The sequence below is a fragment of the Saccharopolyspora gloriosae genome, assembly GCF_014203325.1.
In the GTDB taxonomy this organism is placed as follows: Bacteria; Actinomycetota; Actinomycetes; order Mycobacteriales; family Pseudonocardiaceae; genus Saccharopolyspora_C; species Saccharopolyspora_C gloriosae.
Genome location: NZ_JACHIV010000001.1, coordinates 3,303,539 through 3,317,889 on the forward strand (window position 1 = coordinate 3,303,539; position 14,351 = coordinate 3,317,889).

14 protein-coding genes are annotated in these 14,351 nt (G+C 72.7%); 5 read left to right on the forward strand and 9 right to left on the reverse strand.

From position 1 onward, the window contains the following. Nucleotides 1-65 precede the first annotated feature (65 nt). Nucleotides 66-713, reverse strand: coding sequence for a cyclic nucleotide-binding domain-containing protein (locus tag BJ969_RS14620; protein ID WP_184479471.1), 648 nt, complete (start codon nt 711-713; stop codon nt 66-68). A gap of 115 nt (nt 714-828) precedes the next feature. Continuing rightward, nucleotides 829-1,716 carry an endo alpha-1,4 polygalactosaminidase gene (locus BJ969_RS14625; protein ID WP_246456800.1) on the reverse strand — a complete coding sequence of 296 codons (888 nt, stop codon included), beginning with the start codon at nt 1,714-1,716 and terminating at the stop codon, nt 829-831. Between the two features lie 372 nt (nt 1,717-2,088). Here BJ969_RS14625 and BJ969_RS14630 point away from each other — a divergent pair, with 372 nt between their 5' ends. Next, the gene (locus BJ969_RS14630; protein ID WP_184479472.1) at nt 2,089-2,271 is read left to right on the forward strand and encodes a hypothetical protein; all 183 of its coding nucleotides are present in this window, start codon (nt 2,089-2,091) and stop codon (nt 2,269-2,271) included. Between the two features lie 26 nt (nt 2,272-2,297). Here the strand turns inward: BJ969_RS14630 and BJ969_RS14635 are convergent, their stop codons facing one another. After that, a complete protein-coding gene (locus tag BJ969_RS14635) occupies nt 2,298-3,584 on the reverse strand; it encodes an MFS transporter (RefSeq protein WP_184479473.1) in 1,287 nt (428 codons plus the stop codon). A gap of 965 nt (nt 3,585-4,549) precedes the next feature. On the opposite strand from BJ969_RS14635, the gene BJ969_RS14640 reads away from it, so the two are divergent. Continuing rightward, nucleotides 4,550-4,717: a hypothetical protein gene (locus tag BJ969_RS14640; protein WP_184479474.1), complete on the forward strand. Its 168-nt coding sequence runs from the start codon at nt 4,550-4,552 to the stop codon at nt 4,715-4,717. 210 nt (nt 4,718-4,927) lie between these two features. On the opposite strand, the gene BJ969_RS14645 is transcribed toward BJ969_RS14640, so the two are convergent. From BJ969_RS14645 to BJ969_RS14665, 5 genes are all read right to left on the reverse strand, one after another. Further along, the gene (locus BJ969_RS14645; RefSeq protein WP_184479475.1) at nt 4,928-5,392 is read right to left on the reverse strand and encodes an SRPBCC family protein; all 465 of its coding nucleotides are present in this window, start codon (nt 5,390-5,392) and stop codon (nt 4,928-4,930) included. A 1-nt stretch (nt 5,393) separates the two neighbouring features. Then, a complete protein-coding gene (locus BJ969_RS14650) occupies nt 5,394-5,639 on the reverse strand; it encodes an acyl carrier protein (RefSeq protein ID WP_184479476.1) in 246 nt (81 codons plus the stop codon). 58 nt (nt 5,640-5,697) lie between these two features. After that, a complete protein-coding gene (locus BJ969_RS14655) occupies nt 5,698-6,912 on the reverse strand; it encodes a beta-ketoacyl synthase N-terminal-like domain-containing protein (protein WP_184479477.1) in 1,215 nt (404 codons plus the stop codon). After that, nucleotides 6,909-8,171, reverse strand: a complete 1,263-nt coding sequence (locus tag BJ969_RS14660; RefSeq protein WP_184479478.1) for a beta-ketoacyl-[acyl-carrier-protein] synthase family protein — start codon at nt 8,169-8,171, stop codon at nt 6,909-6,911. Before BJ969_RS14660 ends, BJ969_RS14655 begins: the two co-directional genes overlap by 4 nt. Before the next feature lie 509 nt (nt 8,172-8,680). Then, nucleotides 8,681-9,808, reverse strand: coding sequence for a methyltransferase (locus BJ969_RS14665; RefSeq protein WP_184485302.1), 1,128 nt, complete (start codon nt 9,806-9,808; stop codon nt 8,681-8,683). Between the two features lie 452 nt (nt 9,809-10,260). Between BJ969_RS14665 and BJ969_RS14670 the strand changes: the two genes are divergently transcribed. From BJ969_RS14670 to BJ969_RS14680, 3 genes are all read left to right on the forward strand, one after another. Next, nucleotides 10,261-11,520: a hypothetical protein gene (locus BJ969_RS14670; protein ID WP_184479479.1), complete on the forward strand. Its 1,260-nt coding sequence runs from the start codon at nt 10,261-10,263 to the stop codon at nt 11,518-11,520. A 127-nt stretch (nt 11,521-11,647) separates the two neighbouring features. Continuing rightward, nucleotides 11,648-12,556, forward strand: coding sequence for an AfsR/SARP family transcriptional regulator (locus BJ969_RS14675; RefSeq protein WP_184479480.1), 909 nt, complete (start codon nt 11,648-11,650; stop codon nt 12,554-12,556). 24 nt (nt 12,557-12,580) lie between these two features. Next, the gene (locus tag BJ969_RS14680) at nt 12,581-13,321 is read left to right on the forward strand and encodes an SDR family NAD(P)-dependent oxidoreductase (RefSeq protein WP_184479481.1); all 741 of its coding nucleotides are present in this window, start codon (nt 12,581-12,583) and stop codon (nt 13,319-13,321) included. A 99-nt stretch (nt 13,322-13,420) separates the two neighbouring features. Here BJ969_RS14680 and BJ969_RS14685 read toward each other — a convergent pair whose 3' ends face one another. Continuing rightward, on the reverse strand, nt 13,421-14,290 hold the full coding sequence (locus tag BJ969_RS14685) for an alpha/beta fold hydrolase (RefSeq protein ID WP_184479482.1): 870 nt from the start codon (nt 14,288-14,290) through the stop codon (nt 13,421-13,423). Nucleotides 14,291-14,351 lie beyond the last annotated feature (61 nt).

Sequence of the window (14,351 nt, forward strand, 5' to 3'; positions counted from 1 at the left end):
TGACTACGTGAAGTCACACAGTCTGGAGCGCGCACCGGAGCCGTTCTCCCCCATATCCGGGAGAACTAGTGATCGCTCCGGTTGCCGCGGATCAGATCTCGCACGCCCGGGGCGTCGAGGACGGTGAACGTCCGGCGGCCGGTGCTGATCAGCCCGGCGTGGCGCAACCCCTTCAGCGCCGATTCGACCTGCTTCTGCGAGGCGGCGACGACCCCGGCGATGTCCTGCTGCGTCAACCCGTCCACCCGCCGCCCGGAGCCGGTGGGCCTGCCGAAGTGCTCCGCCCACTTCAGCAGGTGCAGCGCGACCCTGGTCAGCACACCGCGGCTCTGCGCGACCTGGCGGTCGTCGAAGTTCTCCTGGCGCTTGCGCCACGTCTCGTTGAGCAGGTCGCGCACGGCCGGGCGGTCCTGCATGTCGCGGAACACCTCCGCCGACACCCGCCACGCGTGCCCCGCGCTCAACGCGACGACGCTCGCGGTGCGGGGCCGCGCGTGCACGGCACCCATCTCCCCGAGCAGATCGCCCGGCCCGGACACCCCCGCCACCGGCTGCCCGCCCTCGGCGTCCGGAAGCACGATCTTGACCAGGCCCTGCCCGATGAGCAGCACGTCGGTCGCCGGCTCGCCCGCGGTCATCAGCCGATCGTCGCGGTGGAACGCGATGAGCGTGCCCGCACCTTGGAGGAGCCGTTCGCCGTCACCTGTACTCACGATCGACGATTCTGCAAGAAGTGCGGCCCGGATTTCGATCATCCACTCGCGCGGAGCACCGGAGCCACCCGCTCGGCCCAACCAGCCCCCGGAATATGCCGCGGTGGGGCGGGGTTCAGCAGTGGTCGAAGACGTGGGCGGGATCGTCCGGACCGACCAGGTCGTGATCGCGCAGGGTCGTGGTCGCCGGGGTCTGCGGGTCGGCGCAGACCTCCGGGAACGTGCCGCGCAGGTCGTCGGCGTATTCGACGTCGAGCACGCCGGCGCCGTAGACCGCCGCGTAGTCGCCGCACTCCTCCCAGCGGTGGCAGCTCTCGGTGACGACGAAGTCGAATCCCGCCTCGTCCTTGCCGCGGGCGCCGAGCTCGGCGGAGTTCTTCTGCGCCACCGCGAGCCCGGAGCCGTGCGCGACGTCGGCGAGCAGCTTCGCCATCGCCAGGTTGTCGTCCTCGGTCAGCAGATCGCCGGACCTGCTGTAGGAGTCCAGGTTGTCCAGCTCCACCGAGTCGAACCCGCGCGCCGCGCAGCCCTCGACGGATTCGCCGATGATCTCGGCGAGGCGGGTGCGGTGCTGCTCGGTGGAGGTGTCCAGGATGAGCTCGTCGGGCCAGCCCGGATCGCTCACCGGTTCGCCGTCGGGCCCGGAGAGCACCAGGTCCCGGCGCTCGTCCAGCCACAGCTCCCGATCGCCGGGCTGGGACTGGAAACCGTTGACGTAGCAGATGTTGTGCAGTCCCGGCGCCGGTTCCGCCGTGCTGTCCCGCGCGACCACCGTGACGCCCTCCGGCGGCGGGTACGCGCCGCCGAGCTGGTAGTCCAGCACGCCGTCGGCCGGCGGAACGGACAGCGCGGGAGCGGTGTCCTGGGTCGCCGACACCGGCCGGACGGCCGGGGAGTCCCCCGCACCCGTCGTCGTGCCGCAGGCGGCGAGCACGACCGCGCCTGCTCCGATCGCCGCCAGCGCGCGCATCCGTCGCGCAGTCGGGCCACAGTGGTTGCTCATCAGGGCGGGTCCTCGCAGCTTCCGGTGCCCCGGCACGATCCGCCGCGGCGCTCGGCCGGGACATTACCGCGATGATCACCGGATGCCCTGGTGCGCACGGAGCATCCGCGCTCATCCACCTGGACATCCGGCCGCGGCGGCAACCACCCGCCCCCTGCGGCGCGAGCGGACACCGCAGGGACGGCACTGCTCTCGACGCCACCGCGCCCGCGCTGATCGACCTCGATCCGCCGTCCGGCTCCAGATTTCCGGCTTCCGGTCAAGGAATTCGCATCAAGTCCACTCGAAGGGTGGGTCCGGCGCGGGGGACCGTCATGCCGATCCCGAACGGTGGTCACACCCGTGCCTCATCGACGACGCAGGGAGTGTGCGATGCACGACGGATTGGTCGATCAAGTTCGCTGGCTGGTCGACGAGCAGGCCCCGCAGGACCCCGATGTCGCCGCCTCCCACCTGGACGTGCTGATAGCGGCGCACGGCAGAGCCGACGTGGCCGCGGCGCTCGCGGTCGTGGCCCCGGTCGAGATCGCCGGTCTCGTCCGCGAAGGGCGCTGACGGAACTCCTCGCCTCGACGCGGAAATCACCGCGACGCCACGTCCACCCGAGCGGGGCGGTCCTCGACGACCGGTTTCGCGGTCCGGGCCAAGTGCTCGTAGACGAGGGCCGCCCCCGACAGCGCGATCGACAGCACCACCCACGGCGCCGCGCCGGACACGGCGAACAGCAGCGTGTGCAGGCCGGGCCCGATCGCCGCCGCCACGCCCCACACCAGCTGGTAGCAGGCGCCGTAGCGCCCCGAGTCCGCCCCGCCGGCGAATCCGAGCACGATGACCATCGCGACGGCGCCGAACAACGCCTCGCCCAGGCTGAACAGCAGGATCAGCACCGCCATCACCGCCACCGCGGTCGACGGGCCGCAGCCGCCGAGCACCAGGAAACCGCCCAGCGCCACCGCCAGCAGCACCGCGGCCTGCGCCATCAACCGCATCGGGTCCCGTCTCCGGCCCCACCACAGCGCGACGGGCTGGAACGCCGGGATCGCCACGCACGAGAGCACGTACGCCACCGGCGGCAGCCACAGCGGCATGCCCAGCCAGCGCAGGTAGATCGGCAGGATCGAGTCGAACGCGACGCTGGCGAGGGTGAGCGCGAGAGTCGCCCCGGTGAACGCGAGGAAGCGCCCGTCTGCGAAGACCCCGCGATAACCCCGACCGCCCCGCTCACCGCCGGGCTCGCGCACCCGGACGGCGCGGGCGCCGAGGCGCCAGAACAGGTAGCCGGACAGCGCGAAGCCGACCGCGTTGAGCAGCGGGATCAGCGTCCAGAACACCGGCCCCACCCGGTCTTCGAGCGCCGCGCCCACCGCGACCGCCAGCGCCCCGAGCCCGAACCCGAGGGTGCGCAAGCTGTTGAGCAGCGCGAACATTCCACGACGCGCCTGCTCGCCGCGCGCGACCCCGGCGACGAGACCGCCGTGGGCGGCCCAGTAGAGGCGGTCGCCGAGGCTCACCCCGAACGCGATCATCGCCACCGCCACCGGAGTGTCGGCCCACAGGTACGCGGGGAAGACCAGGGCGCGGATCGCGCAGCTCAGGGTGGCGGCCGGGTACGGGCCGAACCGGTCGGTGAAGGTGCCGACGGCCAGCCCGCCGAGCACCAGCGCGGTCACCGAGCCCGTGCTCAGCGCGGCACCGGCCGTGGACAGCTCCATGCCGCGCCCATCGGTGAAGTACAGCAACGAGAAGGTGACCCACACCCCGGCGCCGAGGGTGTCGATGACCATCGCGGTCATGAACGCCCCGGAACCCGCTCGGCGCGGGCGCACCACGGCCCCGGGCCGGTCCGGGCCGGCCACGTCCTCGCTCATCGAGCCTCCTGCGATCGCCGGTGGTGCACTGCGCACCCGCTCACGCCGCGCCGAGCCGGCCGAGCGAGCGGCGGCTCGGCGCGGATCGGATCTCGGCGGGGATCGCGGCAGGGGCGCGATGCGATGGCGGGCGCGGTCGCCCGCTGCGCGGATCGAGCGGAGATCCCACGACGGCGTCGTCGTTCCGGTTTCGGGCACACCGGGTCCGGCGGCGCATTTCGCCGCTCCCGGCCGGGATTTCCGCGATGATCGCTTCCGCGCGGTTCCACGCTAACCACAGCGGAGCGCCGAAATCCAGGGCCGTCACACCCTCGGATCAAAACCGCCGGAGAACGAGATGGATCACGGTTGCGAGATACCGTCGCGAGACCGTCCGAATCGGATTCGCCGTTCTCCGGCGACCGTCGCGCCGATGCGCCACAGATGGCCTTCACCAGGACAGATGCAGCGCTTCTCGCAGACCTGATCTCACCCCGCGCGCATTCTCGCCGCACGCCCCACGGCCGCTGATCGATTTCAAGATCGGAACATCATCCATCGAATCCGAACATCATCCGCAGCGCGGCAAATTCATCTTCCCCGGCGGAATGAATCACCAGCGAGCACATTTCGATGCCGCCACTGCACAACACCGACGGCGGCGAAACCACGAGGAATCCTCGGGAGCACGCAGCGATCCCGCCGGAAGATCCGACCGGCACGCGGGACCTCGCACGCCGAACCGCGAGAAGTTGATCAAGATCCATAGTGGACCTCTCGCCGACCGGGCGCCCCGCACCACCGCCGACCTGCGACGGGTCCGGACGACGTCGAGATCTTGACTGATCAAGTGCCGCGTTTTCCGTACCACGAAAGCCCGTCGCCGCACTTCCGACCGGCCACAGTGGCGCCCACGCCATGCCCGACCGGCGGCGATACCGGGTCCGATGTCGGCGAGACGATCTCGGTCCCTTACCCTCTCGCTCGTGAGGGAAGAACGAACGACGCTGCACGAATTGGTCGACCAGCTACCGGACGACCGCCTGGGGCAGGCCCTGTCCCTGCTGGAGAAGCTGGTCAGCGTCTCGCTGCGCCGCAACTTCAAGACCGACGACAAGCCGGACCCGCACGACCAGCGGTGGACCACATCCTGATCGTCAGCTCCACTGTGGAGCGTTGAGCGGACCGCGGTGGCCGGACCACCGCGGTGGCGCGCGGGATCGCGGATCCCAGCGGCTTCCTCGCGAAGAAGGCGATGCCAGGCGCAGAGGTGCGTGCCACCTCAGGACGCCGCGCCGCATCGGACCGGGGGCAGCGAGGAAGCCGCCACCGCCCCGACGCGCCGTCCGCTCGACGAAGACCGCCTAGCGCGACGCGGCGGCTCCGCCGGCGGCCTTCTCGATGACGGCTTTGATCCGGTCCATGTTCGTCCGCGTCATCGCGTTGATGCGGGCGGTCATCGCCGCGTCGTCGAACGGGGCGTCCGCGCGCATCGTGAACTCCTGCACCCAGCGCAGCACCGTGCCCGCCTCGACCTCCTGGTAGGTCCAGTGCAGGTCCATGCGCTCGAACGGGCCGGTCTCCAACCGGCGCGCCCGCACGGTCCGCCCGTGCACGTCGAGCACCCGGCGCGACACCCAGCTCCACGACCGGCCCTCGGCGTCCGGGCGGGTGGTGAGCCGGAAGTCGATCGTGTCGCCGTCGCGGCGCAGCACCTCGGACCGGGCGTACTCGGCGAACAGCTCGGGCCAGGACTCCACGTCGTTGGTCATGTCCCACACCAGGGGCAGCGGTGCCCGCACCGTCACGGAGTTGTCCGTGCGCGCCACGTCAACGCACCCCCTCGTTCACGAACCGGAGCAGCTCGGCGGGCGTGCCGAGCTCGACGACGGCGTCCTCGGGAACGGTGATCCCGTGGGTACGCCGCAGCGTCGCCGCCACTTCCAGCAGCGCGAGCGAGTCGTACCCGAGCTCGTCGAAGCGGAGCTCCAGGATGTCGCCGTCCAGATCGGCCAGTTCGGAATCGCCCGCGGCGGCGCGGATCGCGCGCACCAGGTCGGCCTGCGTCAACCTCATCAACTGCCTCCTCGAATCCCGTTTCCCGGCCGCGCCGGGGCCGGCGCGGCTCGACCCGTCACACCGCGCTCAGCACCAGCGCGGAGTTGAACCCGCCCTGCCCGCGGGCCAGCACGAGCACGGTGCGCAGCGGCAGTTCGCGCGGCGCGTCCAAGACCAGGTCCAGCTCCGGCGGGACCGAGCGGGCGCCGATCGTCGGCGGCAGCACACCGTCGCGCAACGACAGCAGCGCCGCGACCACGTCCAGCGGCGCGCCTCCGGAGTCCAGCCGACCCGTCATGCTCTTCGGCGCGGTGACCGGCACGCCCGCCACGCCGAACACCTCGCTGAGCGCGTCGATCTCCACCCGGTCGCGGTCGGGCGAGCCGTCCGCGTCGGCGAACACCGCGTCCACCGCGCCCGCAGGCACCCCGCCGTCGCGCAGGGCCAGCCGGATGGCCCGCGCCAGCCCCGGCCCCCGCCCGCTGCCCGGCGGCGGGTCGAACGTCGCCGCGTGCCCGCTGATCCGGCCGTACGCCCGCCGCGCGCCGCGCTCGGCCGCTCCCGCCGCGGACTCCACGACCAGCGCCGCACCGCCCTCACCGGGCACCGATCCCGTGGCGCGCTCATCGAAGGGCCGGTACGCCCACCTCGGATCGGGCTCGGTGCTCGCACCGCCCATCACGGACTGCGCGGCCACGCCCCACGGGCACACGGAGGCTTCGAAGCCGCCGGTGAGCACCAGCGAGTTCGTGCCCTTGCGCACCATCCGCGCGGACTGCGCGATCGCGTCCAGGCCACCGGCCTGCCCGGAGACGAGCACCGAGGAAGCGCCGCGCAGGCCGTGGCGGATCGAGATCTGGCCGGTGTTCACCGCGTAGAACCAGGCGAAGGACTGGTACGCGCTGACCCGGTCCGGGCCCTCTCCCCACAGCTTGCCCAGTTCCCGCTGGCCGAACTCGAAACCGCCCGCGGCGGCGGCCGTGACCACGCCCAGGTCCGCGCCGAGTCCGGGGCGCACGTCGGCGTCGGCCACCGCCCAGTCCGCGGCGGCCAGCGCATAGCGCGTCATGCGGTCGGTCTGCGCGAGCAGGCGCGGCGACAGGTAGCGGGCCGCGTCGAAGTCGAGCACCTCGCCCGCGACCCGCACCGGGTACGCGGAGGCGTCGAACCGGCTGATCGGGTACAGCCCGCTGCGGCCTTGCAGCGTCGCGTCCCAGTAGTCCTCCACGCCGATGCCGTTGGGCGCTACCGCTCCCATCCCGGTCACCCACACCGCACCGCCCCGGCTCATCGGTCCCCCCTGGTCAGCACCACGGCGCTCTGGAACCCGCCGAAGCCGCTGCCGACGCTGAGCACCGCGTGCAGCTCCGCCTCGCGCGGATCGCCCGGCACGTAATCCAGGTCGCACTCCGGGTCGGGTTCGGCGAGGTTCGCCGTCGGAGGGATCACGCCGTGCCGCAAGGCCAATGCGCAGGCCGCGATCTCGATCGACCCGATCGCGCCCAGCGAATGCCCGACCTTCGATTTGATCGAGCTGATCGGGACCCGGTGTGCGGCGGCGCCCAGGCTGCGCTTGATCGCCGCGGTCTCGTGCCGATCGTTCTGCTTGGTGCCCGAGCCGTGCGCGTTGACGTAGTCGACGTGGTCGAGCCCCGATTCGCGCAGCGCGGCGGTGATCGCCCAAGACAGTTCGCGGCCGTCGGGCCGCAGGCCCGTCATGTGGAAGGCGTTGCAGCGCCCGGCGAATCCGGCGATCTCGGCGTGCACCCGAGCACCGCGCCGCAGTGCCGCGGCGCGCTCCTCCAGGACGAACGCGGCGGCGCCCTCCCCCAGCACGAACCCGTCCCGCCGCAGATCGAACGGGCGCGCCGCGTGCGCCGGGTCGGCGTTGTTCGCCGACGTCGCCTTGATCGCGTCGAAGCAGGCGACGGTGATCGGCGAGATCGGCGCGTCGGCGGCCCCCGCGATGACGACCTCGGCCCGCCCGTCGCGGATCAGTTCGGCACCGTGCCCGACGGCGTCCAGCCCGGAGGTGCATCCGGTGGAGATCAGCGCGACGGGGCCTTCCGCCCCGACGTCCCAGGCCACTTCGCGGGCGATGGCCGAGGGCACCTGGTAGTCCCGCAACCGCGGGGAGGCCAGCGCGTGGTCGACGAGCCAGGTCGAGCCGAACGAGGACACCCGCTGGTGGTCGCGGTCCAGGCCGATGGTGGAGCCGACGGCGCTGCCGATGCTCACGGCCACCTCCGCCGGGTCCGGCCGCGCGAGGTCCAGCCCGCTGTCCCGCACTGCGTCGCGGGCGCAGGCCACCGCGAACGAGGTCACCCGGTCCCACTCGGCGGCGTCGCGCGCGGTGAAGCCCTCCGCGCCTGCGTCGAAGTCGACCTCCGCGGCGACCCGGGAGCGGAACGGCGCGGGGTCGAACGCGGTGATGGTGCGGGTGGCCGTGCGGTCGGTGGTGAGCAGCTCCCAGAAACCCGCCGTCGCGTGGCCGCCGGGAGCCCGCACTCCCATGCCGGTGAGCACGACCCGCCGCTCGGCGCCGCTCATCTCTCCGATCCGTCCGCTCGCGGGCCGACGCGCATTCGCGGCGCAGGATGAAAACGATTCGGTCGCATTGCGGGACGTCGACTCCGGGGCAATTCACGCGTTCGCATGGCCACCTCTGGTGAATGAGACTTACTCACGCACTTCGGCCGGGCCGGAAACCCGGTGGAACGATTTCCCGGAAACAGCCGAGGAAGCGGATGAAGCGGCGCGCGCTTCGCGGGGGTTGAACGCCCCGAGCTGGATCCGGCCACGTCAACGGTGACGGGCGAGCCGTGTCCCGAGTTCCGCGCATCGCTCCCGGCGCATGGCGAACGCCAGAAATCGCCGCGACTGCGTTCCGGACGATCAACCGCGGCGAATCGGACTCCGGCGACACTGGATCAGAGGCTAGCTCCCGACCCCGCCGGAACAGCACGACCAACCGAGTGATTCACCGAACAATTACTTTTTCTCCCGGAAGAATCGGAGATTTTCGGCGGCCGCTCCGATTCCATATCACCGCGACCGGATCAGTCCCGCGCCACCAGCCGCCACAGCGACACCGTCTCCGCCGAACGGGCCTCGTGCAGCGGGTCGGTCGGATCCGCCGCCCTCGGGTGCCGCGGCGGTGCGTCGCTGCGGCCCGCGACGGCCAGCCCGGCCGCGTCGATCGCGCTCATGAGCTCGTCCTGCGAGCGCAGCTCCAGCAGCTCGGCGAGGTCGGAGAGCACCAGCCACCCCTGCCCGCCGGGCTCCAGGTGCGCGGCGAGCCCGTCGAGGAACCCCCGCAGCATCCGGCTGCCCGGGTCGTAGACGGCGCGCTGCAAGGCGGCCGACGGCTTCGCCGGAACCCACGGCGGATTGCACACCACCAGCCCGGCCCTGCCCTCCGGGTAGAGATCGGCCGCCGCGACCTCGACCCGATCCGCCAGCCCGAGCGCGTGCACGTTCTCCGACGCGCAGGCCAGCGCGCGGTCGTCCAGGTCCGTCGCCACCACTCGCGGCACCCCGCGCCGCGCCAGGATCGAGGCCAGCACGCCCGTGCCGGTGCCGACGTCGAACGCGGTCGCCGTCTCCGGCAGCGGTTCGGCGGCCAGCAGCTCCACGTAGTCCGCGCGCTGCGGCGCGAACACCCCGTAGTGCGGGTGGATCCGAGCCCCCAGCGCCGGGATCTCGATCCCGTTGCGCCGCCACTCGTGCGCCCCGATGATCCCGAGCAGTTCCCGCAGCGACAGCACGAACGGCTCGTCGGCCGGGCACCCCGCGGCCAGGCAGGCCTCCCGGATCTCCGGCGCGCGCCGCAGCGACAGCTCGCAACCGGCCTCGACGGGGATCAGCACCATGCCCAGCAGCCGCGCCCGCTGCGCCTGGCGCTGGCGGTGCCGGTGGAAGGTCTGGGCGACGGTGTCCATCGCGGGCAGCGGTTTGCGGTCCACCCGGCGCGCCATCGCGGTCAGCAGGTTGCGCGCGTTGTGGAAGTCGCCGCGCCACAGCAGGGCCGTACCCTCCGCCGCCTGGCTGTGCGCGTCGTCGGCCCGCACCCGGTCGTCGCCGACCAGCACGCGCCGCGGCGGGGCGGCACCGTTCTCCGAGCGCCAGATCGCGGAACGCGGCTCGCCTCGCTCGGTCCATTCCAGCGTCGGCAGAGGAGTAGTCAGCACCGCGTCTCTCTTTTCACCTGATGTCCGGACCCACCATCGTAACTGTGCTGCCCAGGGACAACGCCGCCAGTGCACCCCAGCCCGCCACCGCACCCGGTGATCTTGATCGAGGTCTCCGCCCGCTGCTGATCAGCGCGTGCCGCGCCCTCGGCCCGGCCGACTCCGGCGGGACCACTCGCTTGGGGGCATCGCGGCGACCGGCGTGCTGCGTACGGTGCGGGACGGGGGTGATCCGCGTCGTGCCCGGAGCTGAGGACTCACCGCAACGTTCTCGCCCCGCCCCCGGCCGCCCACGACCGGAACCACCGGTCGCGCACCCGCCGCACCGGACCGCGACCCATCCGGCTCCGTTCCCCGACGCCGCCACGAACATCCCGCGCCCGCCGATCGGCGAGCCGCCGGGACTCCCGCGCCGCCCGGGTCCGGCGCCGCGCGGCGAGGAGGTGTCGGTGCGTTCGGTGTTCGACGTGTCGTACCAGGAACTCCCGGCGCAGGCCCGAGAGCTGTACCGGCGCTTGGGCCTGCACCCTGGTCCGGAGTTGCACGTGACCGCCGCATCGGCCGCCGCCGGGTGGAACGGAACCGCGCTGCGCGAACCGCTGGACGCGCTGCTCGGCGCGAACCTGCTCCAGGAAGTCCGCGCCGACCGCTTCCGCTTCCACGACCTGATCCGCGCGCACGCCGCGGAGCGCGCAGCAGCCGAGTGCACCGCCGAGCAGCGCCGCGACGTGGTGGTGCGGATCGTCGAGCACTACCTCCGCCGCGCCCGCGCCGCCGCCGAGCTGTGCGCCCCGCGCCTGCCGGTCGCCGCCTACGACTTCACCCACCCCGCACCGGATTCCGCTGATTTCACCGGCCCCCGGGAGGCGCTGGACTGGCTGGAGACCGAACGCGCCAACCTGGTCGGCGGGGTGCGCGCCGCCGTCGGGCACCGCCTGCCCGCCACGGCGTGGCAGCTGGGGCACGCGCTGTGGCCGCTGTTCCGGTACGGCGGTCACCACGCGGACTGGCGCACCGTCGACGAGCTGTGCCTCACCGCGGCCCGCGAACTCGACGCCCCCGAACGCGAAGCGAGCACCGCGCGCAGGCTCGCGGCGCTGCACCACCGGCGGGGCGCGTGGGCGGAGTCGGCGCGGCTGCTGGAGCGCTGCGGCGAGCTGTGCGCCGCCACCGGGGACGCCTTCGGCAGCACCGACGCACACGACGCCCGAGCGGTTCTCGCGCTGGCGCAAGGCGATCCGGCCACGGCCCGCGCGTGCGCGCTGCGCGCCGAAGCGGGTTTCCGCGAGCTCGGCTTCCCGCGCGAGGCCGCGCTGGCGCTGCTGCTCGCCGGACAGGCGGAAGCGTCGGCCGGCGACGGACTCGATCACGTGCGCGTCGCCGAATCCCGGTTGCGGGAGTTCCGCGACGTGGACCCGTTCAACGCGGCGCGCGCCCGGATCGCGCTCGGCACCGCGCTGCTCGCCGCCGGTGCGCTCGCCGAAGCGTCCACCGCGCTCGACGACGGGGCGGCCGCGATGACCGAACTCGGATCCGCGACCGGGCAGGCGCTCGCGCACCGCGGACTCGCCGATCTCGCCGCCGCACGACGAGATCCGACGACCGAACGGCTGCACCTGACCGAGGCGGTACGGCTGTTCGACCACCACGGCGACGCGGCGGCGGGGCCGCTGCGGGACCGGCTCGGCGATCTCACCGGCCCGGCGTGACCCGCACCGGGTACGGCTCCCCCCTTGTCGACAGGTCTCGGACCGCGCGGCCCATCTCGGCTCGTGCCACGGCGCACGGTTCCCCGCCGGGGAAGCGACCGGGACGCGCGGGGCGTTGCACCGTGGCATGAGCCTGCACTTCTTCCTGATGGGGTCGGTCCGCGCTCGGCGCGACGCCGACGAGATCCCGCTGGGTCCGCGCCAGCAGCGCGCGGTCCTGGCGGCGCTGCTGCTCAACAACGGCCTCCGGCTGAGCAACGACCAGCTGATCGGCATGGTGTGGGACGACCCGCCGCCGAGCGCGGTGATGGCGGTGCGGACCTACGTCTACAAGCTCCGCAAGCTGCTGCCCGAACTGGAACTGGCGGGCAAGGACGGCGGCTACGCCGTCCGGGCCGAAACCGCGGACGACGGCACGGGGGAACCGCTGGAGGGCCTGCACAGCCGGTACTTCGACGCTCAGCGGGTCAGGCTCACCCAGCGGCGGCTCAAGGCCGTGGAGGACAGGCTCGAACGCGAGCTCGACGCCCTGGAGTTGCGCGACCACGTCCACGCGAACCCGCTGCGGGAGCACGCACGCGCCCTGCTGATGCACGCGCTCTACCTCGACGGCAGGCAAGGGGAGGCGCTAGACCAGTTCCACGAGGCGCGAACGCTGCTCAACGAGGAGCTCCGCATCGAGCCGGGCCCGGAGCTGCGCGAGGTCCACCGGAAGAACCTCGACGGCACGGCGAAGCACGTCGCCGCGCCCGACCGGCTACCCCCGGAGCTGCCCGATTTCACCGGCCGGGCACGGGAGATCGCGCGGCTCGTGGCGGCCCTGCCCGGCTCGGTCGGCATCACCGGCATGCGGGGCAGCGGGAAGACCGCGCTGGCGTCGAGTCGATGCTGGAATCGCTGGCCGACGTGCACCTCGTCGAACCGGTCGTGCTCGGCCGCTACCGGCTTCCTCCGCGCTTCGTGCGCACCTTCTTCGGCGCGAGCGCCGCGGCCACGTCTTGAACAGGCCGTACATGGCGGATTCACGTCCCGATGAGGGGACGCGACCACCGTCGCGGACATGACGACCAAGGAACTCGAAGGCAAGAAGGCACTCGTCACCGGCGCGACCTCCGGCATCGGCCGGGCGATCGCGGTGCGGCTGGCGCAAGAGGGCGCGACGGTCACCACCACCGGGAGGCGAGCGGAGCTCGGCGAACAGACCGTGCGGCTCATCGAGCAGGCGGGCGGGAAGGGCCGGTTCATCGCGGCCGACGTCGGCGAGCTCGACGACATCGCACGCCTCGCCCAGGAGGCGGGCGACGTCGACGTGCTCGTCAACAACGCGGCCACCGCCTCCTACACCCCCACCCCGCAACAGACGCCGGCCGTGTACCAGCAGGTGTTCGACGTCAACGTGCGCGCCACCTACTTCCTCACCGCCGCGCTCGTCCCGAGCATGGTGGAACGCGGGCACGGCACGATCATCAACGTCTCGTCCATCACGGCGGTCGCGGGCGCCCCGGTCGGCGCCGTCTACAGCGCCTCGAAGGGAGCCGTCGACGCGCTGACCCGTACGTGGGCGGCCGAGTTCGGCCCGCAGTGGATCCGCGTCAACGCCCTCGCTCCCGGCCCGGTCCGCACCGACAAGGCGCTCGAACTCGGGGCCGAGCTGTTCGAGCAGATGACTCCGACGATGCCGCTGCGGCGCATCGGCGAGCCGGCCGAGATCGCGGAAGCCGCGCTGTTCCTGACCTCCGAGCGCACCGGCTACATCAGCGGCACGGTGCTCACCGCCGACGGAGGTTTCACCGCGATCTGACCGGCGGGCAGCGCCGAGCCCGCGCCGCACGGTAGGAAGCGCCTCCCGCGCCCGGAAGAACCGGGGCGGGAGGCGCTGACCCGAATCGGCGGGGGCGGATCAGTCCGCCATGAACTCCTGGATCTCGGCGAGCACGCGTTCGGGCTGCTCGTCGACGATGAAGTGGCCGGCGCCGGGGACCCAGCGCAGGTCCATCCGCTCCGCGTACCGCTCGTAGCCCTCCAACAGGCTCGGGGAGATCGCCGGGTCCGCGGTGCCGAACACCAACCGCGCCTCCGTCGACATCGGAGTGCGCCGGTACTTGCCGCGGCGGACCTGCGGCAGCTCCCGCAGCAGGAACGTGCGGTACAACGCCACCGAGGCCCTGGCCCGCGCGGGAATCCGCCAGCGCTCGGCGAACGCCGCGCGGTCCCGCCGGGACAGCGCGCCGCCCTTGATGGTGCCGAGCACGCCGCGCGAGATGAACGGCGTCCGCCGGATCAGCAGCGCGCCCAGCGGCGAGCCCACCACGACCTGGTACCAGAACCGCCACAGCGAGCGCACCGCCGCGGGCGACATCGACGGCCACGGGTGGGCGATGTTGAGCGCGAGGAACCGCTCGAACCGCTCCGACGCGCGCATGCACGCGAGGAACCCGACCCAGCCGCCCCAGTCGTGGCCCACCAGCCGGACCCGGTCGAGCCCGAGCGCGTCGAGCAGGCCGATCAGGTCGGCGGCGAGGTTGTCCTTGTCGTAGCCGGTGGCCGGGGCGTCGGTCCAGCCGTGTCCGCGCAGATCGGGGGCGATGACCCGGTAGTGCTTCGCGAGCTCCGGGATCTGGTGGCGCCACAGGTACCAGTGCTGCGGCCAGCCGTGCAGCAGCACCAGCGGTGGGCCGTCGCCCGCCTCGGCGACGTGCACCCGCAAACCTCCGACCTGGACGTACCGGTGCGTCACACCGGCCACCTCCAGCAAAGCCGGTTCCGCCACCAGCTCACCTCCCCGCAAGACCATCCGGTACCCCACCACACCCCGCCCCCGATGCCAACCC

Bases quoted from the DNA above. Each gene is read 5' to 3' on its own strand.
- BJ969_RS14625 (WP_246456800.1), bottom strand. From the start codon at position 1,716: ATGAGCAACCACTGTGGCCCGACTGCGCGACGGATGCGCGCGCTGGCG.
- BJ969_RS14630 (WP_184479472.1), top strand. From the start codon at position 2,089: ATGCACGACGGATTGGTCGATCAAGTTCGCTGGCTGGTCGACGAGCAG.
- BJ969_RS14660 (WP_184479478.1), bottom strand. From the start codon at position 8,171: ATGAGCGGCGCCGAGCGGCGGGTCGTGCTCACCGGCATGGGAGTGCGG.
- BJ969_RS14655 (WP_184479477.1), bottom strand. From the start codon at position 6,912: ATGAGCCGGGGCGGTGCGGTGTGGGTGACCGGGATGGGAGCGGTAGCG.
- BJ969_RS14680 (WP_184479481.1), top strand. From the start codon at position 12,581: ATGACGACCAAGGAACTCGAAGGCAAGAAGGCACTCGTCACCGGCGCG.
- BJ969_RS14675 (WP_184479480.1), top strand. From the start codon at position 11,648: ATGAGCCTGCACTTCTTCCTGATGGGGTCGGTCCGCGCTCGGCGCGAC.
- BJ969_RS14650 (WP_184479476.1), bottom strand. From the start codon at position 5,639: ATGAGGTTGACGCAGGCCGACCTGGTGCGCGCGATCCGCGCCGCCGCG.
- BJ969_RS14635 (WP_184479473.1), bottom strand. From the start codon at position 3,584: ATGAGCGAGGACGTGGCCGGCCCGGACCGGCCCGGGGCCGTGGTGCGC.